Genomic DNA, 25238 nt, shown 5'->3' with positions numbered 1-25238 from the left:
CCATTGCGCGGCGGCTGCGCCGGCACCCGCATCCGACGGTGCGCCGGCGCCGGCTCCGCCGTCTGTCAGGCCAGTTCGCGGCGGAAGAACTCCAGTTCCAGGGCCATGAGCTTCTCCTTCGTGCCGTTCGGGGTCATGTGGGTGACGCCGGGCAGGGCCAGGAGCTGGTGCGGGCGGCCTGCGTCGGTCAGGGCCTGGGAGAGGCGCAGGGTGTGCGAGGGGTGGACGTTGTCGTCGGCCAGGCCCGTGACCAGCAGCAGCGGCCGGATCAGGTTCGGGGCGTCGGGGATGAGGGAGTCCCGTTCGTAGACCTCGGGGTTCTCCTGCGGGAGGCCGAGGTAGCGCTCGGTGTACGCGGTGTCGTAGTGCCGGAAGTCGGTCGGCGCGGCCCCGGCCGCCGCCGCGTGGAAGACGTCCGGGCGGCGCAGCACCGCCATCGCGGACAGGTAGCCGCCGTACGACCAGCCGCGTACCCCGACCCGGCCCAGGTCCAGGTCCGGGTGGCGTTCGCCGAGTGCGTGCAGGGCCGCGACCTGGTCGTCCAGGGTGACCTCGGAGAACCCGCGGTACACGGCGTGGGTGAAGGCGGGGGAGACGTACGGGGTTCCGCGGTTGTCGACGGTCACCACCGCGAAGCCCCGGTCGGCCCACCACTGGCGGTGCTGCCAGCGGCGCGGCTCGGCGGACACGTCCTGGAAGCCGGGGCCGCCGTAGCTGTCCATGAGGACGGGCAGCCGCCGGCCGGGGACGTGGCCGCGGGGGAACACCACCGCGGTGGGGACGGCGTGCTCGGTGACCCGCTCCAGCAGCGGCACCACCCGGTACGGCAGTGGCGCGGAGAGGTCGGCCGGAGCGAACTCCCGCCCGTCGGCGGTGCGTACGGTCCGCCGGATCCCGTCGGCGTCGGCGGAGGTCAGCAGCAGCGTTCCGGCGGAGGCCTGGACGCTGTGCACCCCGGGTCCGTCGGCCAGCGGGGTCAGCTCCCCGGTGGCGGGGTCGAGGAGCAGGACCTGCTGCTCGGCAGGGTCGCGCTGCCCGGCCTCGATCAGGAGGCGCTCGCCGTGGACGCCGGCCACCCGGCGGACCTGGACCCCGTCCCCGGTCAGCGGTTTCCCGTCGACGGCGAGGCCGCGGGCGGCGCCGTCCGGGCTGTCGGCGGCGGTGAGCATCCGGCCGTCGGCGAGCCGGGCCGGGGTGCCGGGCAGCATCGGGTCGACCCAGTGGGGGTGGGTGGTGCGGGAGAGCTCGCGGGTACGGCCGGTGGCCGGGTCGGCGGAGAGCAGCAGGACGCAACTCTGGAGCCGGTCCTGGACGGTCAGCAGGATCTCCCGTTCCGCCGCGTCATCGGCCGGCCAGTCGGCGTCGGAGACGTACGGGTACGCCTCGGCGTCCCAGTCGAGCCGCACCCGGGCGCCGTCGAGCCCGAGCACCCACAGCTGGACGTCGGCGTTGGGCCCGCCCGCCTCGGGGTACGCGAAGTCCTCGGGCGGGAGCTCGGGGTGCGCGGGGTCGGCGAAGTGGCGCCGCTGGAGGGCGGATTCGTCGACGCGGGCGGCGAGCAGGGCCTGCCCGTCGGGGGACCACCAGTGGCCCCGGCCCCGGTCCAGCTCCTCGGCGGCGGCGAACTCCGCCACGCCCCAGCGGGCTCCGTCGGCGGGGCTGATCCGGCCGCCCGGGTGGGTGTACAGGGCGTCGTCGGTGACGTAGGCGGTGCGGGTGCCGTCGGCGTCGAGCCGCGGGTCGAGGGCGGGTCCGGCGGCCGGAACCTCCTCGACCGCGCGACTGCCCTCGTACCTGACCCGGTACAGCCGCCCGTACAGCGGGAACACCGCGCTGCGGCCGTCGCCGGAGAGCGCGTACGAGCCGATCCCGGCGGCGACCAGCCGGATCCGCTCCCGCAGCCGGCGCTCGGCGGGCGGCAGGATGCCCGGCTCGGGGGACAGCTCGCGGGGGTCGGCGAGGCGGGTCTCGGTGCCGGTGGCGGTGTCCAGGACCCAGAGGCTGTCGAAGGCGTCGGCGGGGCCGGTGGAGCGGAGGAACCAGAGCAGCCGGCCGTCGTCCCCGAAGGAGAACGCGCGCGGGGCGCCGTACGTGAAGCGGCCGGTGCTCGCGGAGAGCCTGAGGAAGTCATCCATGATCGTAGTGTGTCATGTGAAATGGCACACTGTACATGTCATGCAGCCTAGACCATTCGAGTGGTGTACCCCCGGTAGCAGGTTTAGCGTCGACAAGGTGGACCGGAACGCAACGCCGACCAGCAAGGGGACCGACGGCAAGGTCCGGGGCAGCGGCAACGGCCTGGCGCTGTTCGTCATCGCCTCGTGCCAGCTGATGGTCGTCCTCGACATCACCATCGTGAACATCGCGCTGCCGCACATCCAGACCGCCCTCGGTTTCTCCACCGAGAGCCTGTCCTGGGTCGTCAACGCCTACACCCTCACCTTCGGCGGACTGCTCCTCCTCGGCGGACGCGTCGGCGACATCCTCGGCCGCAAACGCGTGTTCATCTTCGGCATCCTGCTCTTCGGCCTGGCCTCGCTGCTCGGCGGCCTCGCCCAGAACGAGGGCCAGCTGATGGCCGCCCGGGCCCTGCAGGGCGTCGGCGGCGCCATCGCCTCGCCGACCGCCCTCGCACTGATCACCACCACGTTCCACGAAGGCCCGGCGCGCAACCGGGCGTTCGGCGTGTTCGCCGCCGTCTCGGCGGGCGGCGGCGCGATCGGACTGCTGGCCGGCGGCATCCTCGTCGAATGGCTCAACTGGCGCTGGGTGCTCTTCGTCAACGTCCCGATCGCCCTGGCCATCGCCGTGATGGCCCGACGCGTCATCCACGAGTCCGAACGCCACCCCGGACACTTCGACTTCGCCGGCGCGCTCTTGTCCACCACGGGCATGGTCGCGCTCGTCTACGGCTTCATCCGCGCCTCCCAGGAAGGCTGGACCGACCCCGTCACCCTCGGCTCCTTCGGGGCGGCCGTGGTCCTGCTCCTGCTGTTCTTCCTCAACGAGCGCCGCTCGCCGCAGCCGATCACCCCGCTGCACATGTTCGCCGACCGCAACCGGGCCGGGTCCTACGGCATCATGCTCTTCCTCGCCTGCGCGATGTTCGGCATGTTCTTCTTCCTGACCCTGTTCGTGCAGAACGTACTGGACTTCAGCCCGATCCAGGCCGGCCTCGCGTTCCTGCCGGTCAGCGTCGTCATCGCCGTCGGCGCGGGCATCACCTCGCAGCTCCTGCCCAAGATCGGGCCGAAACCCTTCATGGTGACGGGCGCCCTGTGCTCGGCGGCCGGGCTCGCCTGGCTGACGCAGACCGGCATCGACTCGACGTACCTCGGCAGCATCCTGGGCCCGATACTCGTGTTCAGCCTCGGCATGGGCATGCAGTTCGTCTCGCTGACCCTGATGGCCCTCTCCAACGTCGCCGACCGGGAGTCGGGCGCGGCGTCCGGACTGCTCAACACGACGCAGCAGGTGGGCGGATCGCTGGGCCTGTCCATCCTGGTCACGGTGTTCGGCACGGCCAGCCGCAACGAGGCCCACGACCAGGTCCCGGCCTTCCTGAGCCAGGCCGACCCCGTCCAGAAAGCCCTCTTCCTGCGGACCGGCCAGCTGCCGGACCCGTGGGGCGACCAGGTGCTCACCTCGGGCGTGAGCGCCGCGTTCATCGTCGCCGCCTGCTTTGCCCTGGTCGCGGCGCTCATCGCCCTGTTCGCCATCCAGGTCCGCCCCTCGGACCTGGAACGCCTCAAGGGCCACCACGCCCCGGCCGCCGCCTGAGACGTGCAGGCGGCGGAACCATGCCGCTCGGGCGTCTCAGCCGGCCGCGCCCCGCACCCGGCAACGGATCGGGCCGTCCGCCTGCAGGGTGATCCCGGCGCTGAGCGGCACGTCGGTGTCCACCGCCTCGAACTCGTACGCCCGCAGGATCATCGCCAGCGCGATCACCGACTCCAGCATCGAGAAGTGCTGCCCGATGCAGGCGCGCGGGCCGCCGCCGAACGGGAACCAGGCGTAGCGCGGGCGGCCGGCCTCCGCCTCCGGGGTGAAGCGGTCCGGGTCGAAGCGGTCCGGGTCCGGCCAGTACCGGGGGTGCCGGTGCGTCACCCACGGAGCCAGGATCACGTCCGAGCCCGCCGGGATGGTCCGTCCCCCGACCTCGGTGGCCGCGACCGAGCTGCGGCCGATGACCGGGGCGGCCGGGTAGAGCCGCATCGCCTCCTTGAGGACCTGCGTGAGGTACGGGAGCCGGTCCAGGTCGGCGGCCTGCGGCGTACGGTCGCCCAGTACGCGGGAGATCTCCTCCCGGGCCCGCGCCTGCTGCTCGGGGTGTCGGGCCAGCAGGTGCAGGGAGAAGGCGAGCGAGGTGGCCGTCGTCTCGTGGCCGGCGAGCAGGAAGACGAGTACCTGGTCGCGCAGCTCGGCGGCGTCGAACTCCCCGTCGTCCGTGCTCGTGGCGGCGGCCAGCAGGCTCAGCAGGTCCTCGCCCCCGGCCGCGGCCCCGCTGCGCCGCTCGGCGATGATCTTGTCGCACACCGCGTACAGCTCGTCCATCGCGGCGGCCGCCCGCTTGTTGCCCGGCGTGGGCCAGGTACGCGGGATGTTGGCCGGGGAGTAGCCGCGGCGCAGCACGTAATCCGTGATGACCGGAAAACACCGGTCGACGACGTCGACGGTGGCCTCCACGTCGGTGCCGAAGAGGATCCGGGCGACCGCGCGCAGGGCGAGCTGCATCATCTCCTCGCCGACGTCGACCACACCGCCGGGGGCCTGCCCCCAGCCCGCGACGACCGCCCGGGTCTCGGCCGCGACCGCGCCGGCGTACCCGTCCACCCGGCGCTTGGTGAACAGCGGCTGGACCAGCCGGCGCTGGCGCAGGTAGTCCTCGTCCTGGCTGGTCAGCAGGCCGTTGCCGAAGGAGTCCCGGATCTCCTGGTAGAAGGCGTTGTCCTTGCGGAAGTTGGCCGACTCCGAGGCCAGGACCTGCTGCGCGCCCTCCGCGGAGAAGACGCAGTACAGCTCGGCGCGCAGCCCCGGCGGGCCGGCGGTGATCCGCACGACGTCGCCGTGCTGCTGCTGGGCGCGCAGGTAGGTCCCGAGCGAGTCCGATTTCAGGTCGAACAGGGAGCCGAGCAGGGGGATCCCGCCGAGCGCGGGTACCTCCGTACCGGTTTCCGTCCGTGTATCCACTGCTGCCATGGCCGCCCCCTCGACACCGTACCGACGGGGCCGATTCTGCCGGGCCCGGGCCGCGGGAGCCGAGGATCGCTCCGCCATGCGGCTCAAACCCATCGTTCGGCTTGGGTTTTTTGTCACTACTTGTCGCAGGCGATGCCGCCCTTGTCCCGGTCGAGGGCCTCGCGGTAGCCGGGCTGGCCGCGCCGCATGGGCGCCGCCCCGGCGCAGCTCTTGAAGTAGACGCTGCTCCCCCCGCTGCCGCCCCCGCCACCGCTGCCGCCGCCGTCACCGCCGGTGGAGCCGCCGTCCGTCGGGGGCGAGGTCTTCGGCTTCGGCGGGGCGGGAGTCCGGCTCGCCGCCGGGGCCTTGGAGGGGGCGAGGGCGGCGCCGGCCTTGTCCGGGCACGGCCGGCCCACGCGCGGCGGCGGTCCCGGGCTCCCGGGTGCCCGCCGTGCGGGGTCCGGGGCGCCCGGACCTACCGCCGCATCAGATGTCGCGGAAGATTTCGATCTGGGCGCCCACCGAGTTGAGGCGTTCCGCCAGTTCCTCGTAGCCGCGGTTGATGACGTAGACGTTGCGCAGGACCGAGGTGCCCTCCGCCGCCATCATGGCCAGGAGGACGACCACCGCCGGGCGCAGGGCCGGCGGGCACATCATCTCCGCCGCGCGCCAGCGCGTCGGGCCCTCGACCAGGACGCGGTGGGGGTCCAGGAGTTGGAGGCGGCCGCCGAGGCGGTTCAGGTCCGTCAGGTAGATGGCCCGGTTGTCGTACACCCAGTCGTGGATCAGGGTCTGGCCCTGGGCGGCGGCCGCGATGGCCGCGAAGAACGGGACGTTGTCGATGTTCAGCCCGGGGAACGGCATCGGGTGGATCTTGTCGATCGGCGCCTCGAGCTTCGAGGGGCGGACCGTCAGGTCGACCAGGCGGGTGCGGTTGTTGTCCGCCGTGTACTCCGCCGAGCGGTCGTGGTCGAGGCCCATCTCCTCCAGCACCGCGAGCTCGATCTCCATGAACTCGATCGGGACCCGGCGGATCGTCAGCTCCGACTCCGTGACCACCGCGGCGGCGAGCAGGCTCATCGCCTCGACCGGGTCCTCGGAAGGGGAGTAGTCCACGTCCACGTCGATGTTCGGGACGCCGTGGACGGTCAGGGTCGTCGTGCCGATGCCCTCGACCTTGACGCCGAGCGCCTCCAGGAAGAAGCACAGGTCCTGGACCATGTAGTTGGAGGAGGCGTTGCGGATGACCGTGACGCCGTCGTGCCGGGCGGCGGCCAGCAGCGCGTTCTCGGTGACCGTGTCCCCGCGCTCGGTCAGGACGATCGGGCGGCCCGGGGAGACCCCCGCCTCGACCTTCGCGTGGTAGATGCCCTCGGTCGCCGTGATGTCCAGGCCGAAGCGGCGCAGGGCGATCATGTGCGGCTCGATGGTGCGGGTGCCGAGGTCGCAGCCGCCGGCGTACGGCAGGCGGAACTGGTCCATCCGGTGCAGCAGCGGGCCCAGGAACATGATGATGCTCCGGGTGCGGCGGGCCGCGTCCGCGTCCATGGCGTCCATGTCGAGGCGGACCGGCGGCACGATCTCCAGGTCCACGCCCTCGTTGATCCAACGGGTGCGGACACCGATGGAGTTCAGGACCTCGAGGAGCCGGTAGACCTCCTCGATGCGGGCGACCCGCCGCAGGACCGTACGGCCTTTGTTGAGCAGGGAGGCGCACAGCAGCGCCACGCACGCGTTCTTGCTCGTCTTGACGTCGATGGCGCCGGACAGGCGGCGGCCGCCGACGACCCGCAGATGCATCGGGCCGGCGTAGCCCAGGGAGACGATCTCGCTGTCGAGAGCTTCACCGATTCGGGCGATCATCTCAAGGCTGATGTTCTGGTTGCCGCGCTCGATGCGGTTCACGGCGCTCTGGCTGGTGCCCAGTGCGTCCGCGAGCTGACTCTGCGTCCAGCCCCGGTGCTGCCGGGCGTCACGGATGAGCTTGCCGATGCGTACGAGGTAGTCGTCTGCCATGGATGCACCGTATCTCAGATATGAGATGCCACCTGCTTCGGGTGTGGCAGACGGGTGTTACCGACCGTCAGATCGCCTGATCCCCGGTTCACGGTCGGTTCCACCCGACTCGCCATGCATCACTCCAATTGCGGACATCCAGCCTATTGGGTTGGTTAGTGGGCGCAATTGCGGTGGCGGCCCCCGTGCACCGCCGCGTACGTCGCCGGGCGCGGACCGGATACCGCCCGGGCTGCCCGGGCCGCCGCGGCCCGGCCCGCCGCCGAATCCGCGTCGTGCACCACCCGGCCGCCGACCAGGGTCATCCGTACGCCGGTCCCGCTGATGTCGGCCACCGGACAGCGGGTCACATCCCGGTCCAGCACCACCAGGTCCGCCGCCTTGCCCGGCTCCACCGTCCCCGTCAGCCCCTCCTGCCTCAGCTGCCACGCCGTCCCCGACGTGTGCATCCGCAGGACCGAGGTCCGGCCCAGCCCCTCCAACTCCCGGTGCAGCTCTCCCGTGCCGTACGCGCCCTGCCGGTCGATCGCGGTCCGCAGCTGGTTCCACACCTGGAGCGCGTCCACCGGCCAGTCCGAGCCGCCGGTCAGCCGGGCCCCGGCCCGCTCCAGGCTGCGCGCCGGGTACATCCACCGGTGGCGCTCCGGCCCGATGTACGGAAGCAGCGCCTCCATCGTCCAGGTGTCCTCGGCGGCCCACTGGAGCTGCATGCACGCCGCGACGCCCAGCTGCGCGAAGCGCCGCAGGTCCGCCGGGTCCACGATCTGCAGATGCGCCACGGCATTGCGCGCGTCCCGCTGCCCCGTCACCCGGCGGGCGTACGCGTATCCGTCCAAAGCCGTACGTACCGCCCGGTCTCCGAGTCCGTGGGCGTGCAGCTGCCAGCCGGCCTGGTTGAACGCCGCCGTCAGCCGGCCGTAGTCCGCCGCCGAGGTGTACAGCTCGCCCCGGTTGCCGGTGGGCTTCCCGTTCCCGTCGAGGTAGGGCTCCAGCAGTGCGGCCGTCTGCGCCGGGTACTCGATGACCCCGTCCAGGAACACCTTGACCATCCCGAACCGCAGGCCCCGCACCCCCTCGAACTCCTTTCGCAGCCCGCGCGCGTACGCCAGTGCGCCTGCCGGGTCCTTGGTCTGCTCCGCGTCGAGCCGGATCGCCGGCACGATCCGCTGCGGCAGCTTCCCCGCCGCCGACAGCGTCTGGTAGAGCTCCAGCTCGTGGCGCCCGACCAGGGCGTCCATCATCGTGGTGACCCCGGACGCCGCCGCCAGCTCCAGCACCTTCGCGCAGGCCGCGACCAGTTCGGCCCGCGAGGGCTCCGGGATGTGCCGCTTCACCAGGTCCTGGGCGTCGTCCTTGAGCACGCCCGTGGGCTGCCCGTCCGCGCCCTTCACGATCCGGCCGCCGACCGGGTCGGGGGTGGCCGCCGTGATCCCGGCGATCTCCAGGGCCCGCCGGTTCGCCCAGAGGTTGTGCCCGTCGCCGCCGACCAGCGCGACCGGTCTGCGGGTCGCCAGCGCGTCCAGCATCGAGTGGTGCGGCACGCTCCCGGTCGGCAGCAGCCCGACCGGGTTCCAGTCCTCCACCACCAGCCAGGCATCCGGCTCCGCGCCCGCGCCCCCGGTGTCGGCGAGGAAGCCGGCCAGCAGCTCGCGCAGCTCGGGCAGGGTGGTCTCCGCCCCCTCCAGCGAGGGCCGCAGCGAGCGGTCGCCGGCGCCCAGCGGGTGCACGTGCCCGTCGTGGATGCCGCTCATCACGGTGTTCCCGCGCGCGTCGACGACCTCGGTGTCCCGCCCGATGTGCCGGCGCACCGCCGAACCGCTCCCGGCCGCCAGGATCTTCCCGTCCCGGCCGACCGCGACGGCCTCCACCGGCGCCCCGCCGGCGGTACCGGTGAACACCCGGGCGTTGTGGATCACCAGGGCGGCCGAGCCGCGCCCGCCGGAGGAGGCGGCCGCGGCCGCGGGGCCCGCGCCCAGCAGACCGGCCGCCCCCGCCGCGCCGACGGCCCCGAGAAGGCCCCGGCGGGACAGGGGAGAAGACAAAGCAGAAGTAGAGGTCATGGCCACTCCAAACGTCGGTGTGGCCAGGACACTGTTTGATTAACCCCTTAACCAGAACCCGCCGCCACCGACGAAATCCGCACCGCCGTCCGTACGATGACCCCGTGCCCGGGCCCGGACCGACCATCGCCGACATCGCGCGCGCCGCGGAGGTCTCCACCGCGACCGTCTCGCACGCGCTGGGCGGCACCGGCCGCGTCGGCGAGTCCACCCGCCGCCGGGTCCGCGAGGTGGCGGCCGCCCTCGGCTACAGCGCCCGCCGCGGCCCCCGCACCCGTACGCTCGGCCTCGCCGTCACCACGTACGCGGGCTCGGCCTGGAACTTCGTCGAGATCGCCTACTTCTCGCGCCTGCTGACCGCCGCCACCGCGGCCGCCCACGCCCGCGGCTACGCCCTGACCGTGCTGCCCGCCGACCGGGGCGCCGAGCCGCTCTGGCACACCCTCGCCGTCGACGGGATGCTGCTGCTCGACAGCCCGGCCGGCGACCCGGTGCTCCGGGCCCTGCGCGCACGCGGCCTGCCGGTGGTCTTCGACGGCCGTCCCCCGGACCCGTGGCCCGAGGACGTGTGGGTGGACAACGACCACGAGGCCACCACCCACGAGGTCCTCGACCACCTCGCCGCCTCCGGGGCCCGGCGGATAGCGCTGCACTCCGCGTACGGCCGGGAGTACTACACCGAGGCCGTCACCTCGGCCTACACCCGCTGGTGCGCCGCGCGCGGGGCGGCCGCGCTGGTGGTCCCCTTCGACCCCGAGGACACCCGGGGGCACGCCTTCGACGCCGCCTTCGCCGCGCCCGGGCGCCTGCGCCCCGACGCCGTGTACTGCGTGTACGACCCCGGCGGCAGCCAGGTGCTGGCCGCCGCCGCCCGGCACGGGCTGCGGATACCGAACGAGCTGCGGCTCGTCTGCGCGAGCGAGGATCCCTCGTACGCGACTCGAGACCCGGCAGTGAGCACCGTGACCCTGCGGCCGGAGGTGATCGGGGAGAAAGCCGTCGCCGCGCTGGTCGCCCTGCTGGAGTCCCCGCAGGGCGCGCCGCCGGGCCGGCTGACCGTCCCGGCCGGGCTGACCGTGCGTGCGTCTTCCCGTACGCCTTCCCTGTGATCTGGCCCATGCCGTGCATGACCAGGGCGCGGCAATGCACTAGAGTTATCTCGACATCGAGATATCTGCCGAAGGCGTACCGCAGCCGCCCCTGCTGGTAAGGATTACCTAACTTAGCCTTACCTTAGCGGATTGGCCACAGGGCGTGGCGGCAGGATTGCGGTAAAACGCGCGAATTTCATGCATGAAGGAGACTGTCGTGTCGGCGAACAGCTTCGACGCCCGCAGCACGCTGCAGGTGGGCGACGAGTCGTACGAGATCTTCAAGCTGGACAAGGTCGAGGGCTCCGCCCGCCTTCCCTACAGCCTGAAGGTCCTGCTGGAGAACCTGCTTCGTACCGAGGACGGCGCGAACATCACCGCCGACCACATCCGGTCGCTCGGTAACTGGGACTCGCAGGCCCAGCCCAGCGAGGAGATCCAGTTCACGCCGGCCCGCGTGATCATGCAGGACTTCACCGGCGTCCCCTGCGTGGTGGACCTCGCCACCATGCGCGAGGCCGTGAAGGCCCTCGGCGGCGACCCGGCGAAGATCAACCCGCTCTCGCCCGCCGAGATGGTCATCGACCACTCGGTCATCGCCGACAAGTTCGGCACGAAGGACGCCTTCGCGCAGAACGTCGAGCTGGAGTACGGCCGCAACAAGGAGCGCTACCAGTTCCTGCGCTGGGGCCAGACCGCCTTCGACGACTTCAAGGTCGTCCCCCCGGGCACCGGCATCGTCCACCAGGTCAACATCGAGCACCTGGCCCGCACGGTCATGGTTCGCAACGGCCAGGCCTACCCCGACACCCTCGTCGGCACCGACTCGCACACCACCATGGTCAACGGCCTGGGCGTGCTGGGCTGGGGCGTCGGCGGCATCGAAGCCGAGGCCGCGATGCTCGGCCAGCCGGTCTCCATGCTGATCCCGCGCGTCGTGGGCTTCAAGCTGACCGGCGAGCTGCCGACCGGCACCACCGCCACCGACCTGGTGCTGACCATCACCGAGATGCTGCGCAAGCACGGTGTCGTCGGCAAGTTCGTCGAGTTCTACGGTGAGGGCGTCGCCGCCACCTCCCTCGCGAACCGCGCCACCATCGGCAACATGTCGCCGGAGTTCGGCTCCACCGCCGCGATCTTCCCGATCGACGACGAGACCCTGAAGTACCTGCGCCTGACCGGCCGCGACGCCCAGCAGGTCGCGCTCGTCGAGGCGTACGCCAAGGAGCAGGGCCTGTGGCTGGACCCGGCCGCCGAGCCGGACTTCTCCGAGAAGCTGGAGCTCGACCTCTCCACGGTCGTCCCCTCCATCGCCGGCCCGAAGCGCCCGCAGGACCGTATCGTCCTCGCCAACGCCGCCGAGCAGTTCGCGCAGGACGTGCGCAACTACGTCAGCGACGACGAGGAGGCCGGCAAGGAGTCCTTCCCGGCGTCCGACGCCCCGGCGTCCTCCAACGGTGTGCCCACCAAGCCCACCCTGGTGACCCTGGCCGACGGCACCTCCTTCGAGATCGACCACGGCGCCGTCACCGTCGCCGCGATCACCTCCTGCACCAACACCTCGAACCCCTACGTCATGGTCGCCGCGGCGCTCGTGGCCAAGAAGGCGTCCGAGAAGGGCCTGACCCGCAAGCCCTGGGTCAAGACCACCCTGGCCCCGGGTTCGAAGGTCGTCACCGACTACTTCGACAAGGCCGGCCTGACCCCGTACCTCGACAAGATGGGCTTCAACCTCGTCGGGTACGGCTGCACCACCTGCATCGGCAACTCCGGTCCGCTGGACGAGGAGATCTCGAAGGCGATCAACGAGGCCGACCTCGCCGTCACCTCGGTGCTCTCGGGCAACCGCAACTTCGAGGGCCGCATCAACCCCGACGTCAAGATGAACTACCTGGCCTCCCCGCCGCTGGTCGTCGCGTACGCCATCGCGGGCTCCATGAAGGTGGACATCACCAAGGACGCCCTGGGTACGGACCTCGACGGCAAGCCGGTCTTCCTCGCGGACATCTGGCCCTCCGAGGCCGAGGTCAACGACGTCGTGGCGAACGCCATCGGCGAGGACATGTTCGCCAAGTCCTACCAGGACGTCTTCGCGGGCGACGCCCAGTGGCAGGCGCTGTCGATCCCGACCGGCAACACGTTCGAGTGGGACCCGCAGTCGACCTACGTGCGCAAGCCCCCTTACTTCGAGGGCATGACCATGGAGACCACCCCGGTCTCCGACATCGCCGGCGCCCGCGTGCTGGCGAAGCTGGGCGACTCGGTCACCACCGACCACATCTCCCCGGCCGGTGCGATCAAGGCCGACACCCCGGCCGGCAAGTACCTCACCGAGCACGGCGTCGAGCGCCGCGACTTCAACTCGTACGGTTCCCGCCGCGGCAACCACGAGGTCATGATCCGCGGTACCTTCGCCAACATCCGCCTGCGCAACCAGATCGCGCCGGGCACCGAGGGCGGCTTCACCCGCGACTTCACGGCCGAGGGCGCGCCGGTCGCGTTCATCTACGACGCCTCGCAGAACTACCAGGCCGCCGGCATCCCGCTGGTCATCCTGGCGGGCAAGGAGTACGGCTCGGGCTCGTCCCGCGACTGGGCGGCCAAGGGCACCGCGCTGCTCGGCGTCAAGGCCGTCATCGCCGAGTCCTACGAGCGCATCCACCGCTCGAACCTGATCGGCATGGGCGTGCTGCCCCTGCAGTTCCCGGAGGGCGCCTCGGCGGCCGCGCTGGGCCTCACCGGCCAGGAGACCTTCTCCTTCACCGGTGTGGAGGAGCTGAACAACGGCACCACCCCGCGCACGGTCAAGGTCACCACCGACACCGGTGTGGAGTTCGACGCGGTCGTCCGCATCGACACCCCGGGTGAGGCGGACTACTACCGCAACGGCGGCATCATGCAGTACGTGCTCCGCAACCTCATCCGCGGCTGAGCACCTTAGCGGCACCAAAGGGCCGTATCCCCGTTAAGGGGGTACGGCCCTTCCGCTTTTTCCAGGCCCGGGCCAGGTTTCGGGGAGGTCTCAACTCGGAAAAGCTGACGGACAACCGTGTGCATGATCTTGCTCACACGAGCGGAAGTGGACTATACCTGTGCCCGTCCGGATCACCGCGTTACGAGCGGCACCGGACAGGGGGATGGCGGGGACCTGCGGTGATGTCCGTATGTGCGGTGACCGTCGCGATTTCCGGCCTCCTTCACACTTCTGACGAAGGCGAGGACATGAGCATGGGATCCACTGGTGAGGGCATCGGCCGCCGTGACCTGATCAAGCGCTCCGTGGCGCTGGGACTGATCTCGGTGCCCACGATGAGCTTCCTGTCCGCCTGCGCCTCCGGGGGTGAGGACACGTCCACGAAGGGGCCGGACAAGGGTGCGGTGACCAAGGAGAACCCCTTCGGCGTGGCCAAGGGCGGCAAGCTGGACGTCGTCGTCTTCAAGGGCGGGTTCGGCGACGACTACGCGAAGGCCTGGGAGGCCGCCTTCGACAAGAAGTGGGGCACCACCAGCTCCCACCTGGGCACCCAGGAGATCGCGGCCAAGCTCCAGGCCCGCTTCAACGGCGGCAACCCGCCGGACGTCATCGACGACTCCGGCGCCCAGCAGATCAAGGTCGACGTCCTCGCCAAGGGCGGCCAGCTCGCCGAGCTCACCCAGGTGCTCGACGCGCCCTCGCTCGACGACCCGGCCAAGAAGGTGCGGGACATGCTCCTCCCCGGCACCGTCGAACAGGGTACCCAGGGCGGCAAGTTCGTCGCCCTCTACTACGTCTACACGGTGTTCGGCCTCTGGTACTCGGGCAAGCTCTTCAAGGAGAAGGGCTGGGCCGAGCCGAAGACCTGGGACGAGTTCCTCGACATCTGCACCAAGGCCAAGGCCGCCGGCATCGGCGGACTCGCCCACCAGGGCAAGTTCCCGTACTACATCAACGTCGTCATCATGGACCTGATCGCCAAGAAGGGCGGTCTGGAGGCCATGAAGGCGATCGACAACCTGGAGCCGAACGCCTTCGAGGGCAACCCGGCCGCCCTCGCCGCCGTCGAGGCCGTCTACGAGGTCGTCGAGAAGGACCTGCTGATGGCCGGCACCAACGGCCTCACCCACACGGAGTCCCAGACCGCCTGGAACCAGTACAAGGCCGCCTTCATCCCCTCCGGCTCCTGGCTGGAGAACGAGCAGCTCAAGCAGACCCCGGAGGACTTCGACATGAAGTTCCTGCCGGTGCCGACGCTGGCCGACAGCAAGCTGCCCTTCGAGGCCATCCGGGCCGGCGCGGGCGAACCCTTCATCGTCCCGGAGAAGGCCGCCAACAAGGCCGGCGGCCTGGAGTTCCTCCGCTCGATGCTGTCCCGCGAATGGTCGACCATCTTCGCCCAGCAGGCCAACTCCCTCACGGTGGTCAAGGACGGCGTCGACCCCAACGTCAAGCTCCGCCCGGGAACCGCATCGGCGGTCACGGCCGTCAAGGCGGCCGGATCGAACACCTTCAGCTACCTGTACCCCGACTGGTACAGCGAGATGGACACCGAGATCCAGAACGCGTCCAATGAGCTGATGGCCAAGCGGATCCAGCCAAAGGAGTGGATCAAGCGGGCCCAGGCTGCGGTAGACAAGGCTGCCAAGGACCCGAACGCCAAGAACAACCACCGCAGCTGACATACGTCCAAGAGGCGGACACCATGAGCCAAGTAGCCCAGGGCAAGGGAAGGATCGGCTTCATCGCCGGCTTCCTCTTCCTGCCGCTCGCGCTGTACCTGACTTTCGTCATCTGGCCGTACATCCAGACGTTCGGCTACTCCTTCACCAACTGGTCCGGACAGTCGCCCACGTTCGACTTCGTCGGCCTGGACAACTACGCCGCGCTGATGAAGGACGAGGTCTTCCGCGGCGCCCTGTGGCACAACCTGCTGCTCCTGGTGTTCGTCCCGACCGTCACCATCCTGCTGGCCCTCTTCTTCGCCTTCATGGTGAACGTGGGAGGGCGCAGCGGGGCCGGCGGGGTGCGGGGCGTCCGCGGATCCTCCGTCTACAAGATCGTCTACTTCTTCCCGCAGGTCCTGTCGCTGGCCATCCTCGCCGTGCTCTTCGGCGCCGTGTACCGCAGCGACGAGGGCGGCCTGCTCAACGGATTCCTCACCAAGCTGGGCCTGGTCGACCCGGCCCACCCCGTCGAATGGCTCAACCAGCCGAACCTCGTCGTGTGGTGCCTGCTCCTGGTGGTGGTCTGGCACGGAGTCGGCTTCTACCTGGTCCTGTTCTCGGCCGCCATGCAGTCCGTACCCAAGGACATCTACGAGGCCGCCCTGCTGGACGGCGCCGGGCGTGCCCAGACCTTCCTCAAGGTCACGCTGCCCCTGCTCTGGGACTCCGTGCAGACCTCCGCGGTCTACCTGGGCATCGCCGCGATGGACATGTTCGTGCTGGTGTCGACCATGACTTCCGGCCAGTTCGGCGGCGGACCCGACCACCACAGCGAGGTCATGGCCACGGTGCTGATGCGCAACTTCCTGTACTTCGGCAAGAGCGGCTACGCCTGCGCCATGGGCGTGGTCATGCTCGTCCTTACCATGATCCTCTCCATCGTCACGCTGCGCGCCACCCGCCGCGAGCGCATCGAGTTCTGAGCGGGAGACTACGATGACCACAGTGATCAAGGCGCCGGGCGAAGCCTCGGCGGAGCGGTCCGGCGGGAGCGGTCGCCCCAAGGAGGGCGGGAACACCGGCTCCGACGGCATGGTGCTGAACGTCTTCTCGCACGGGTTCCTCGCCGTCTGGGCGATACTGATCGTCCTGCCCCTGATCTGGCTGGCGCTCGGCTCGTTCAAGACCGACTCCCAGATCGGCGGATCGGCCCTCAGCTGGCCCTCCAACTGGCACTTCGACGCCTTCTCCCGGGCCTGGGACAAGGGCATCGGCGACTACTTCGCCCACACGTTGATCGTGATGGTGTTCTCGGTCCCGCTGACCATGCTGCTCGGCTCGATGGCGGCGTACGTGCTGGCCCGCTACCCCTTCCCGGGGAACCGGCTCTTCTACTACTTCTTCGTCAGCGGGGCGATGTTCCCCGTCTTCCTGGCGCTCGTCCCGCTGTTCTTCATGGTCAAGCGCCTGGACATGCTCAACACGTACCAGGGTCTGATCCTGGTGTACGTGGCCTACTCGATGCCCTTCACCGTCTTCTTCATGCACTCGTTCTTCCGCACGCTGCCGACGGCCGTGCACGAGGCGGCGGTGATCGACGGGGCCTCCGACACCCGGATCTTCTTCCAGGTGATGCTGCCGATGGCCAAGCCCGGCCTGATCAGCGTCGGGATATTCAATGTCCTGGGCCAGTGGAACCAGTACATCCTGCCCTCCGTGCTGATGCAGCCGCAGACCGGATCGGACCCCGAGCGCTACATGCTCACCCAGGGCCTGATCCAGCTGCAGTACCAGATGGGGTACGAGACGGACCTGCCGGTGCTGTTCGCCGGCGTGACCATCGCGATGATCCCGATGCTGGTGGTCTACTTGTCCTTCCAGCGCCAGATCCAGGCCGGCCTGACCTCCGCCACCCTCAAGTAGCGGGGCGGCGACGGCCGGGGGCGACGCCGATCGCCCCCGGCCGTCCGCACGGCCGTCGTGCGGGGCGCCTACAGCCAGGTTCCGAACCGGCGGATGTACAGGGTCTTCAGGAGCTGCGTGAGCGTGCAGTACGCCAGCAGTACGCCGATCAGCCACGGGAAGTAGGCCGCCGGCAGGGGCACGAAGCCCAGCGATCCGGCCAGCGGCGAGAAGGGCAGGTACAGCCCGGTCAGCACCGCGAGGACGGTCATCACCATCACCGGCCAGGAGGCGCGGGACTGGATGAAGGGGATCTTCCGGGTACGGATCATGTGGACGATCAGGGTCTGCGAGAGCAGGCCCTCGATGAACCAGCCGGACTGGAACAGCGCCTGCTCCGCCTCGCTGTTCGCACCGAACACGTTCCACATGATCACGAACATCGCGATGTCGAAGATCGAGCTGATCGGGCCGATGCAGACCATGAACCGGCCGATGCCCTTGGCGTCCCAGTTGCGGGGCCTGCGCAGGTACTCCTCGTCCATCCGGTCCCAGGGCGTCGCCAGCTGCGCGATGTCGTAGACCAGGTTCTGCACGAGCAGCATGATCGCGAGCATCGGCTGGAAGGGGATGAACGCGCTCGCCACCAGGACCGAGAAGACGTTGCCGAAGTTCGACGACGCCGTCATCTTGATGTACTTGATCGTGTTGCCGAAGGTGGTCCGGCCCTGGATCACGCCCTGCTCCAGGACGGTCAGGTCCTTCTCCAGCAGGATGATGTCCGCCGACTCCTTCGCGATGTCGACCGCGGTGTCGACGGAGATGCCGACGTCGGCGTCGCGCAGCGCGGCGGCGTCGTTGATGCCGTCCCCGAGGAAGCCGACGGTGTGCCCGTCGGCCTGCAGGGCCCGTACGATCCGGGCCTTCTGGACCGGATTGACCTTGGCGAAGACCGTCGTACGGGCGGCAAGGGCGCGCAGCGCCGTGTCGTCGAGGGCGTCGATCTCGGCGCCGAGTACCACGTGCCCGACGTCGATGCCCACGTCCGCGCAGACCCGGGCGGCGACGAGGTCGTTGTCGCCGGTGACGACCTTGACCGCGATGCCCTTGTCGGCCAGGGCCTGCAGGGCCCGGGCGGCGTCGGCCTTCGGCGGGTCGAGGAAGGCGAGGAAGCCGACCAGGGTCAGCCCGTCCTCGTCCGCGACCGAGTAGGTGTCGCGCGGGGCGCTCATCGTGCGGGTGGCGACGGCGAGGACGCGCAGGCCCTGGCGGTTGTTGTCCTCGGCGATGCGGGTGACGTGCCGGCGCAGCTGATCGGTGAGCTCGACCTTCCGGCCGCGGTCCGTCATGTGGGTGCAGAGGTCCAGGACCTCCTCCACCGCACCTTTGGTGATCATGACGTGCTCGGAGCGGCCGAGATCGCCCACGATGCTGTTGCGGCCCAGCACCACGGACATCCGCCGGCGGGCGAAGTCGAAGGGGATCTCGTCGACCATCGAGAACCGTGCGTCGACGACAACCTCCTCGGCCTCGTTGACCCGGTTGATGACCGCCTGGTCCATCAGGTTCTTCAGGCCGGTCTGGAAGTGCGAGTTGAGGTAGCCGTACTCCAGGACCTCGTCGTCCTCGTTGCCGTGCACGTCCAGGTAGCGGTCCAGGACGATCCGGTCCTCGGTGAGGGTGCCGGTCTTGTCCGTGCAGAGCACGTCCATCGCGCCCAGGTTCTGGATCGCGTTGAGGCGCTTGACGACGACCTTGTGCCGGGACATGGCGACCGCGCCGCGCGCCAGGTTGGCGGAGACGACCATCGGCAGCATCTCGGGGGTCAGGCCGACCGCGACGGCGATGCCGAAGAGGAAGGCCTCGTCCCAGTCGCCCTTGGTGAGGCCGTTGACCGCGAACACGACCGGGACCATGACCAGCATGAAGCGGATCAGCAGGAAGCTGACCTTGCGCACGCCGTCGTCGAAGTTGGTCTGCGGGCGCTCGCCGACCAGCGAGCCGGCCATCGAGCCGAAGTAGGTGTCGGCGCCGGTGGCGACGACCACGCCGGTGGCGGTGCCGGAGGTGACCGAAGTCCCCATCAGGCAGAGGTTGTCGGCCTCGACCGGGTCGGTGGTCTCGAACTGGCCGAGGTCCTCGGAGCTGGGGGTCCCCCCGGCGGAGCGAGGGGGAGCGTCGGCCTTGGCCACCGGCAGGGACTCGCCGGACAGTGCGGCCTGGCCGACCATCAGGTCCTTGGAGGTGATCAGCCGCAGGTCGGCCGGGATCAGGTCACCCGCGGCCAGCTTCACCACATCGCCCGGGACCACCTGGTCCATGGGCACCTCGAGGGTGGTCGGCCCCGCGCCGCCGGCCCGGCGCTGCACCGCGCAGGTGGTGGTGACGAGCTTCTTCAGTGCGTCGGCGGCGCGGCCGGAGCGGAACTCCTGCCAGAAGCGCAGCAGTCCGCTGATCCCCACCATCACGGAGAGGATGACGACGCCGGGATCGGCCGGGTCCTGCCACCACATGACGGCGGCGAGGAAGACGAGGACGGCGATGAAGGGGTTCCGGAACGCCTTCGCCAGCTGGACCCACCAGCGCGGGGCGCGCTCGTGGGCGACGACGTTGGCGCCGTGCCGCTCCAGGCGCAGCGCCGCCTCGGCGTGCGTGAGGCCGTTGCGCGTGGCGGAGAGGTCCTGCAGGACCTGAGCGCCGGGGCGGGCGCTGAATCCGGCGAGCCGCTCGCCGGCGAGCCGGGTACGGGACTCCAGCTCGGCTGCCTTGCGCTCGCGGCGGCCCTTGCCCGGCGGTGCGAGCTTGGTCGGAGTACGGGGGGTGAGCATGGTCATGACGAATACCTCCCTCCACTGCGTCCGGGCAGCGCGAAGCCGCGCGGTCACGTGGAGTGATCATGGGTCGGCGCAGGGCGGCGCGAAGCGCCGGCGGACACGCCGATGGGCATGGATGACGCACGCCCGGCGGATGGGCCGGGGCGTGCGGAAGGAAAGGCGGGGTGGGGAAAGAAGGAATGCAGAAACGCACGAGGAAGGCGGTGGTGCACCGCAGCCGTGCGCACTCAGGAAAGGATCAGCTGATCAAGGTCAGCCGACGAGAGCGCTGCAAAGACTTCGATCGGGACTCATCCCGAACACCTCCTTGCGTCGCGCCGTCATTACAGGGCGCCCGATCCGGCCGGAAAGGCCGCAGAGGACCGGCGCCTCAGCGACCGTAGCACGATCTAGAGGGATGTCTTTCATACTTATGACTGGTAGTGGCCGATTCGTTCCGTGTCAGCCTCTTGACGTCTGGAGGGCCAAAGGCTCGACTTAAGGTTCACAAGTTGGAGAGACGCCGGGGTCTCGGAGCACCAAGCCGCGATGCCGGCTCGGGGGGCGACGGTCGGCCGTCGCTTATGGGCAGGAGTGGATGAGTCGTGCAGACTCCCGGATCGCAGTCTTCACTGCACCGCGCGAATCTCGAACGGGTCGTGCGGGCGGTGCGGCTCGCGGGTTCGCTGACCCAGGCGGAGATCGCCCGGTCCACCGGACTGTCGGCGGCCACGGTCTCCAACATCGTCCGCGAGCTCAAGGACGGTGGGACCGTCGAGGTCACGGACACCTCGGCCGGCGGCCGGCGGGCGCGCAGCGTCTCGCTCAGCGGCGACGCGGGCATCGTGATCGGCGTGGACTTCGGCCACACGCACCTGCGGGTGGCGGTCGGCAACCTCGCCCACCAGGTCCTGGCCGAGGAATCCGCCCCGCTGGACGTGGACGCTTCCTGGGCGGACGGCTTCGACCGGGCCGAAGCCCTGGTCGGAGAGCTGATCGCGGGCATCGGAGTGGGCCTGGACAAGGTCATCGGCGTGGGGCTCGGCGTCCCCGGCCCCATCGACGTGGAGTCCGGGACCCTCGGCTCCACCGCGATCCTGCCGGGCTGGGCCGGGATCAACCCGCGGCGCGAGCTCTCGCAGCGCCTCGGCGTGCCCGTGTACGTGGACAACGACGCCAACCTCGGAGCGCTCGGGGAGCTGGTGTGGGGGAGCGGCCGGGGGGTCAAGGACCTCGCGTACATCAAGGTGGCCAGCGGCGTCGGCGCCGGCCTGGTGATCAACGGGCAGATCTACCGGGGTCCCGGCGGCACCGCCGGCGAGATCGGGCACATCACCCTCGACGAGTCCGGCCCGGTTTGCCGCTGCGGCAACCGCGGCTGCCTGGAGACCTTCGCCGCGGCCCGATACGTGCTGCCGCTGCTGCAGAGCACGCACGGGCCCGAGCTCACCATGGAGCGGGTGGTCGAACTGGCCCGGGAGGGTGACCCGGGCTGCCGCCGGGTCATCGCGGACGTGGGCCGCCATGTGGGTAGTGGTGTCGCGAACCTGTGCAACGTTCTGAATCCGAGCCGCGTGGTGCTCGGGGGTTCGCTGGCGGAGGCCGGTGAACTGATCCTGGCCCCCATACGTGAGTCGGTCGGGCGGTACGCGATCCCCAGCGCGGCACGGCAACTGTCCGTGCTCACCGGGTCGTTGGGCGGCCGGGCCGAGGTGCTCGGCGCACTGGCCCTGGTACTGAGCGAGATGGGCGATTCGACCCTTCTGGCCGGTTCTCCGACCCTCAAGCTCTTGCCTTCAGTTAGATAACGGATGGCACCGTTGTCATCTCGTTAAGGATTCACTCCTTGACGGCAAACTGCGGCCGAGGTTGACTCACGTCCACCTCGGCCGCAACGCTGCGGCCTCGTCAGGGAGGTTCAAGAAATGAACACGCGTATGCGTAGAGCCGCCGTAGCCGTCGCCGCCACCGCGATGGCCGCTTCCCTCGCTGCCTGTGGCAGCGCCAAGGAGGCCGGTGAGAAGCCGAAGGAGTCCGGCTCCGCCGCCGCGGGTGGTGCGATCAAGATCGGTCTGCTCCTGCCGGAGAACCAGACCGCGCGCTACGAGAAGTTCGACAAGCCGCTCTTCGAGAAGAAGGTCGCCGAGCTCACCGGCGGCAAGGCCGAGGTGGTCTACGCCAACGCCAAGCAGGACGCGACCACGCAGAACTCGCAGGTCGACACGATGATCACCAACAAGGTGAACGTCCTGGTCATCGACGCCGTGGACTCCAAGGCCATCGCCGGCTCGGTGAAGAAGGCCAAGGAGAAGGGCATCCCGGTCGTGGCGTACGACCGCCTCGCCGAGGGCCCGATCGACGCCTACACCTCCTTCGACAACGAAGAGGTCGGCAAGGTCCAGGGCAAGGCCCTGCTCGAGGCCCTGGGCGACAAGGCCAAGGCCGGCGAGATCGTCATGATGAACGGGTCGGTCACCGACCCGAACGCCGCCCTCTTCAAGAAGGGTGCGCACTCCGTCCTCGATGGCAAGGTGACCATCGGCAAGGAGTACGACACCAAGGAGTGGAAGCCGGAGAACGCCAACACCAACATGGCGGGTGCGATCTCCGCCATCGGCAAGGACAAGATCGTCGGCGTCTACTCCGCCAACGACGGCATGGCCGGCGGCATCATCACCGCCCTCAAGGCGGCCGGCATGGACCCGCTGCCCCCGGTCACCGGCCAGGACGCGGAACTTGCCGGTGTGCAGCGCATCGTCGCGGGCGAGCAGTTCATGAGCGTTTACAAGCCGTACGCCCCCGAGGCCGAGGCCGCCGCGAAGATGGCCGTCGCGCTCGCCAAGGGCGAGAAGCTGGACGGTGTCACCACCTCCAAGGTCGACAGCCCCACCGACAAGGGCATCGCCTCGGTCCTGGTCCCCGTCGTCTCGCTGACCAAGAGCAACATCAAGGACACTGTCATCAAGGACGGTGTCTACACGGCCGACGAGATCTGCACCGACAAGTACGCGGCCGCCTGCGCCACCCTCGGCCTGAAGTAGGCCGACCGGGCCCCCACACGGGCCCCCAGTAGGCCATCCCGGCCCCGAAACGGGCCGGTCCCGGCCGCACTCAGGTCCCCCCGGGCCTGCCGAGGCCCCAGCGTCCTGCCGGCCGGAGGCCCGCCCCCGCGGCCTCCGGTCCACCAGGACCCCCGCGCCTGCCCGGCGCCCCGCCCCTCTTCCCCCGCCACCCGTGGGGCGCCGGGCAGAAACGATTCCTCATTCCACCCCGCTCCTGCACTTACTGCACGACATCCCCGCCGGTCAGGCGGCGAAGGAGATGGTTCATGTGTCCGCTGCGCCCGTGCTGGCGTTGCGAGGGGTCTCGAAGCGATTCGGTGCCGTTCAGGCGCTCACCGACGTAGAACTCGAGATCCACTCCGGCGAGGTGGTCGCCCTGGTCGGCGACAACGGCGCCGGCAAGTCCACGCTCGTCAAGACGATCGCCGGCGTCCACCCCATCGATGACGGAGTCATCGAGTGGCAAGGCAAGCCGGTCTCGATCACCAAGCCCCACGACGCCCAGAACCTGGGCATCGCGACGGTCTACCAGGACCTCGCGCTGTGCGACAACATCGACGTCGTCGGCAACCTCTTCCTGGGCCGCGAGCTCAAGCGCCGCGGAGTCCTGGACGAGGTGGAGATGGAGCGCCGCGCCCGCGAGCTCCTGACCACCCTGTCCATCCGGATCCCCAGTGTCCGCATCCCCATCGCCTCGCTCTCCGGCGGTCAGCGCCAGACCGTGGCGATCGCCCGTTCGATGCTCGGCGAGCCCCAGCTCGTCATCCTCGACGAGCCCACGGCCGCCCTCGGCGTCGAGCAGACCGCACAGGTCCTCGACCTGGTGGAGCGGCTGCGCGAGCGCGGCCACGCCGTCATCCTCATCAGCCACAACATGGCCGATGTGAAGGCCGTCGCCGACAAGGTGGCGGTCCTGCGGCTGGGCCGCAACAACGGCGTCTTCAACGTCAAGGACACGTCGCAGGAAGAGATCATCTCCGCCATCACCGGAGCCACGGACAACGCCGTGACCCGCCGTGCGGCCCGTACCGGGGAGGCCCGCAAGTGAGCACCGAACACCACACCCATGCGGAAGAGGTGGCCCAGCTCGCCAACCCCGCCGCCCCGGCGGACGCCATTCCCGCGGTGGACCCGCGCCTGCTCGTGCGCGAGCAGGGGCTGGCCGGCTACCTGAGCGAGTTCGGCCGCAAGATGAAGGCCGGCGACCTGGGCTCCCTCCCGGTCGTCATCGGTCTGATCGTCATCTGGGGCATCTTCCAGGGACTGAACGCGAATTTCCTGTCCCCGGAGAACCTCACCAACATCGCGATCACGATGGTCGCCACCGGCATGATGGCCGTCGGCATCATCTTCGTGCTGCTGCTGGGCGAGATCGACCTCTCCGTCGGCTCGGTCAGCGGTGTCTCGGGCGCGATCGTCGCGGTCCTCGCCGTCACCAACGGCGTCAACGAGTGGCTGGCGATCCTGGTCGCCATCGCCGGCGGCGCCGTGATCGGCTCGATCCACGGCTTCTTCTTCGCCAAGATCGGCGCACCGGCCTTCGCGGTCACCCTGTCGGGCCTGCTCTTCTGGTCCGGTGCGATGCTGCAGATCCTCGGCAGCAACGGCACGATCAACCTCGACTCCGACGGGGTCGTGGGCCAGCTGACCACGTACTTCTTCTCGGACGTGGCCGCGGGCTACGGCCTCGCCGCCATCGCCGTGGTCGGGTACTTCCTGGCCTCGTTCTTCGACAGCCGCCGCCGCACGGCGGCGGGTGTCCCCTCCCGCCCGATGAGCGAGATCGTGCTGCGCACGGGCCTGCTGGCGCTCTTCACCTTCGGCCCCGCCGCGGTGTTCAACCAGTACAAGGGCCTCCCGCTCGCGGTGGTGCTCTTCGTGCTGGTCCTGGTCGGCACGGACTTCCTCCTGCGCCGTACCTCGTTCGGCCGCAACATCTTCGCGCTCGGCGGCAGCGTCGAGGCCTCCCGGCGCGCGGGCATCAACGTCACGGGGATCCGCATCGCGGTCTTCGCGATCTCGGGCACCTTCGCCGCCGTCGGCGGGCTCTTCTGGGCCTCCAAGATCGCGGCGGCCAACCAGAGCGCCGGCGCCGGCGACCTGCTGATGAACGTGATCGCGGCGGCCGTGATCGGCGGCACCAGCCTCTTCGGCGGCCGGGGCCGGACCTGGAACGCCCTCCTCGGTGTCATGGTCATCACCTCGATCCAGTACGGTCTGGCTCTCGAGGGAATCGCCACGCCGATCCAGTACATGATCACCGGCGCGGTGCTGCTGGCCACCGTGGTGATCGACTCGGTCACCCGCAAGACCCAGAAGACGGCCGGACGCGCCTGACACCGCGCCCTGTGCGGTAAGACCGGTCACAGTGCCCGGTGCCACCCCGTGGTGGCACCGGGCATCCGTGCGTGCGTCCGTACGTACATCTGTGCGTACGCCTGTGTGGGTATACGCCCGAATGTGAGGTGTGACATC

The 25238-nt window shown here is 69.9% G+C and carries 16 protein-coding genes; 10 read left to right on the top strand and 6 right to left on the bottom strand.

Features of this window, described 5'->3' with window-relative positions; genetic code table 11:
• Nucleotides 1-65 precede the first annotated feature (65 nt).
• Nucleotides 66-2135, bottom strand: coding sequence for a prolyl oligopeptidase family serine peptidase (locus OG299_RS10780; protein ID WP_327361360.1), 2070 nt, complete (start codon nucleotides 2133-2135; stop codon nucleotides 66-68).
• Nucleotides 2136-2232: 97 nt separating this feature from the next.
• Between OG299_RS10780 and OG299_RS10775 the strand changes: the two genes are divergently transcribed.
• Entirely contained in the window at nucleotides 2233-3780 is a 1548-nt protein-coding gene (locus OG299_RS10775; RefSeq protein ID WP_327361359.1) for an MFS transporter, read from the top strand.
• 36 nt (nucleotides 3781-3816) lie between these two features.
• Here OG299_RS10775 and OG299_RS10770 read toward each other — a convergent pair whose 3' ends face one another.
• From OG299_RS10770 to OG299_RS10755, 4 genes are all read right to left on the bottom strand, one after another.
• Nucleotides 3817-5199: a cytochrome P450 gene (locus OG299_RS10770; RefSeq protein ID WP_266634164.1), complete on the bottom strand. Its 1383-nt coding sequence runs from the start codon at nucleotides 5197-5199 to the stop codon at nucleotides 3817-3819.
• A 116-nt stretch (nucleotides 5200-5315) separates the two neighbouring features.
• Entirely contained in the window at nucleotides 5316-5594 is a 279-nt protein-coding gene (locus tag OG299_RS10765) for an excalibur calcium-binding domain-containing protein (RefSeq protein ID WP_327361358.1), read from the bottom strand.
• A gap of 70 nt (nucleotides 5595-5664) precedes the next feature.
• Entirely contained in the window at nucleotides 5665-7194 is a 1530-nt protein-coding gene (locus tag OG299_RS10760; RefSeq protein ID WP_266634168.1) for a helix-turn-helix domain-containing protein, read from the bottom strand.
• Between the two features lie 155 nt (nucleotides 7195-7349).
• A complete protein-coding gene (locus tag OG299_RS10755) occupies nucleotides 7350-9236 on the bottom strand; it encodes an amidohydrolase (RefSeq protein ID WP_327361357.1) in 1887 nt (628 codons plus the stop codon).
• A 122-nt stretch (nucleotides 9237-9358) separates the two neighbouring features.
• On the opposite strand from OG299_RS10755, the gene OG299_RS10750 reads away from it, so the two are divergent.
• The 5 genes from OG299_RS10750 to OG299_RS10730 all read left to right on the top strand — a co-directional run bounded on the left by OG299_RS10750 (nucleotide 9359) and on the right by OG299_RS10730 (nucleotide 16909).
• The gene (locus OG299_RS10750; protein ID WP_327361356.1) at nucleotides 9359-10363 is read left to right on the top strand and encodes a LacI family DNA-binding transcriptional regulator; all 1005 of its coding nucleotides are present in this window, start codon (nucleotides 9359-9361) and stop codon (nucleotides 10361-10363) included.
• A gap of 199 nt (nucleotides 10364-10562) precedes the next feature.
• Entirely contained in the window at nucleotides 10563-13277 is a 2715-nt protein-coding gene (gene acnA / locus OG299_RS10745; RefSeq protein ID WP_327361355.1) for an aconitate hydratase AcnA, read from the top strand.
• A 296-nt stretch (nucleotides 13278-13573) separates the two neighbouring features.
• Entirely contained in the window at nucleotides 13574-15001 is a 1428-nt protein-coding gene (gene ngcE, locus OG299_RS10740; RefSeq protein ID WP_405700478.1) for an N-acetylglucosamine/diacetylchitobiose ABC transporter substrate-binding protein, read from the top strand.
• A gap of 23 nt (nucleotides 15002-15024) precedes the next feature.
• A complete protein-coding gene (locus OG299_RS10735; RefSeq protein ID WP_327361354.1) occupies nucleotides 15025-15969 on the top strand; it encodes a carbohydrate ABC transporter permease in 945 nt (314 codons plus the stop codon).
• Nucleotides 15970-15982: 13 nt separating this feature from the next.
• Nucleotides 15983-16909, top strand: coding sequence for a carbohydrate ABC transporter permease (locus OG299_RS10730; protein WP_266634180.1), 927 nt, complete (start codon nucleotides 15983-15985; stop codon nucleotides 16907-16909).
• A gap of 68 nt (nucleotides 16910-16977) precedes the next feature.
• On the opposite strand, the gene mgtA is transcribed toward OG299_RS10730, so the two are convergent.
• A complete protein-coding gene (mgtA, locus tag OG299_RS10725) occupies nucleotides 16978-19722 on the bottom strand; it encodes a magnesium-translocating P-type ATPase (RefSeq protein ID WP_327361353.1) in 2745 nt (914 codons plus the stop codon).
• 584 nt (nucleotides 19723-20306) lie between these two features.
• Here mgtA and OG299_RS10720 point away from each other — a divergent pair.
• The 4 genes from OG299_RS10720 to OG299_RS10705 all read left to right on the top strand — a co-directional run bounded on the left by OG299_RS10720 (nucleotide 20307) and on the right by OG299_RS10705 (nucleotide 25100).
• Entirely contained in the window at nucleotides 20307-21509 is a 1203-nt protein-coding gene (locus OG299_RS10720) for an ROK family transcriptional regulator (protein ID WP_266634184.1), read from the top strand.
• 117 nt (nucleotides 21510-21626) lie between these two features.
• Nucleotides 21627-22742, top strand: a complete 1116-nt coding sequence (locus tag OG299_RS10715; RefSeq protein ID WP_266634186.1) for a substrate-binding domain-containing protein — start codon at nucleotides 21627-21629, stop codon at nucleotides 22740-22742.
• 280 nt (nucleotides 22743-23022) lie between these two features.
• A complete protein-coding gene (locus OG299_RS10710) occupies nucleotides 23023-23811 on the top strand; it encodes an ATP-binding cassette domain-containing protein (RefSeq protein WP_266634188.1) in 789 nt (262 codons plus the stop codon).
• Nucleotides 23808-25100 (top strand): sugar ABC transporter permease, encoded by a 1293-nt coding sequence (locus tag OG299_RS10705; protein WP_405700472.1) that lies wholly within the window; start codon nucleotides 23808-23810, stop codon nucleotides 25098-25100. The genes OG299_RS10710 and OG299_RS10705 overlap by 4 nt, the downstream gene beginning before the upstream one ends.
• The last annotated feature ends 138 nt before the right edge of the window (nucleotides 25101-25238 follow it).

The sequence above is a fragment of the Streptomyces sp. NBC_01296 genome (assembly GCF_035984415.1).
Lineage (GTDB): Bacteria > Actinomycetota > Actinomycetes > Streptomycetales > Streptomycetaceae > Streptomyces.
The sequence above is the reverse complement of the archived record's forward strand: the minus strand, read 5'-3'. Positions and strand labels throughout refer to the sequence as shown.

Coding starts and splice junctions, on each gene's coding strand:
- OG299_RS10780 (WP_327361360.1), bottom strand. CDS start 2,135: ATGGATGACTTCCTCAGGCTCTCCGCGAGCACCGGCCGCTTCACGTAC.
- OG299_RS10770 (WP_266634164.1), bottom strand. CDS start 5,199: ATGGCAGCAGTGGATACACGGACGGAAACCGGTACGGAGGTACCCGCG.
- OG299_RS10760 (WP_266634168.1), bottom strand. CDS start 7,194: ATGGCAGACGACTACCTCGTACGCATCGGCAAGCTCATCCGTGACGCC.
- ngcE (WP_405700478.1), top strand. CDS start 13,574: ATGGGATCCACTGGTGAGGGCATCGGCCGCCGTGACCTGATCAAGCGC.
- OG299_RS10735 (WP_327361354.1), top strand. CDS start 15,025: ATGAGCCAAGTAGCCCAGGGCAAGGGAAGGATCGGCTTCATCGCCGGC.
- OG299_RS10730 (WP_266634180.1), top strand. CDS start 15,983: ATGACCACAGTGATCAAGGCGCCGGGCGAAGCCTCGGCGGAGCGGTCC.
- mgtA (WP_327361353.1), bottom strand. CDS start 19,722: ATGACCATGCTCACCCCCCGTACTCCGACCAAGCTCGCACCGCCGGGC.
- OG299_RS10715 (WP_266634186.1), top strand. CDS start 21,627: ATGAACACGCGTATGCGTAGAGCCGCCGTAGCCGTCGCCGCCACCGCG.
- OG299_RS10710 (WP_266634188.1), top strand. CDS start 23,023: ATGGTTCATGTGTCCGCTGCGCCCGTGCTGGCGTTGCGAGGGGTCTCG.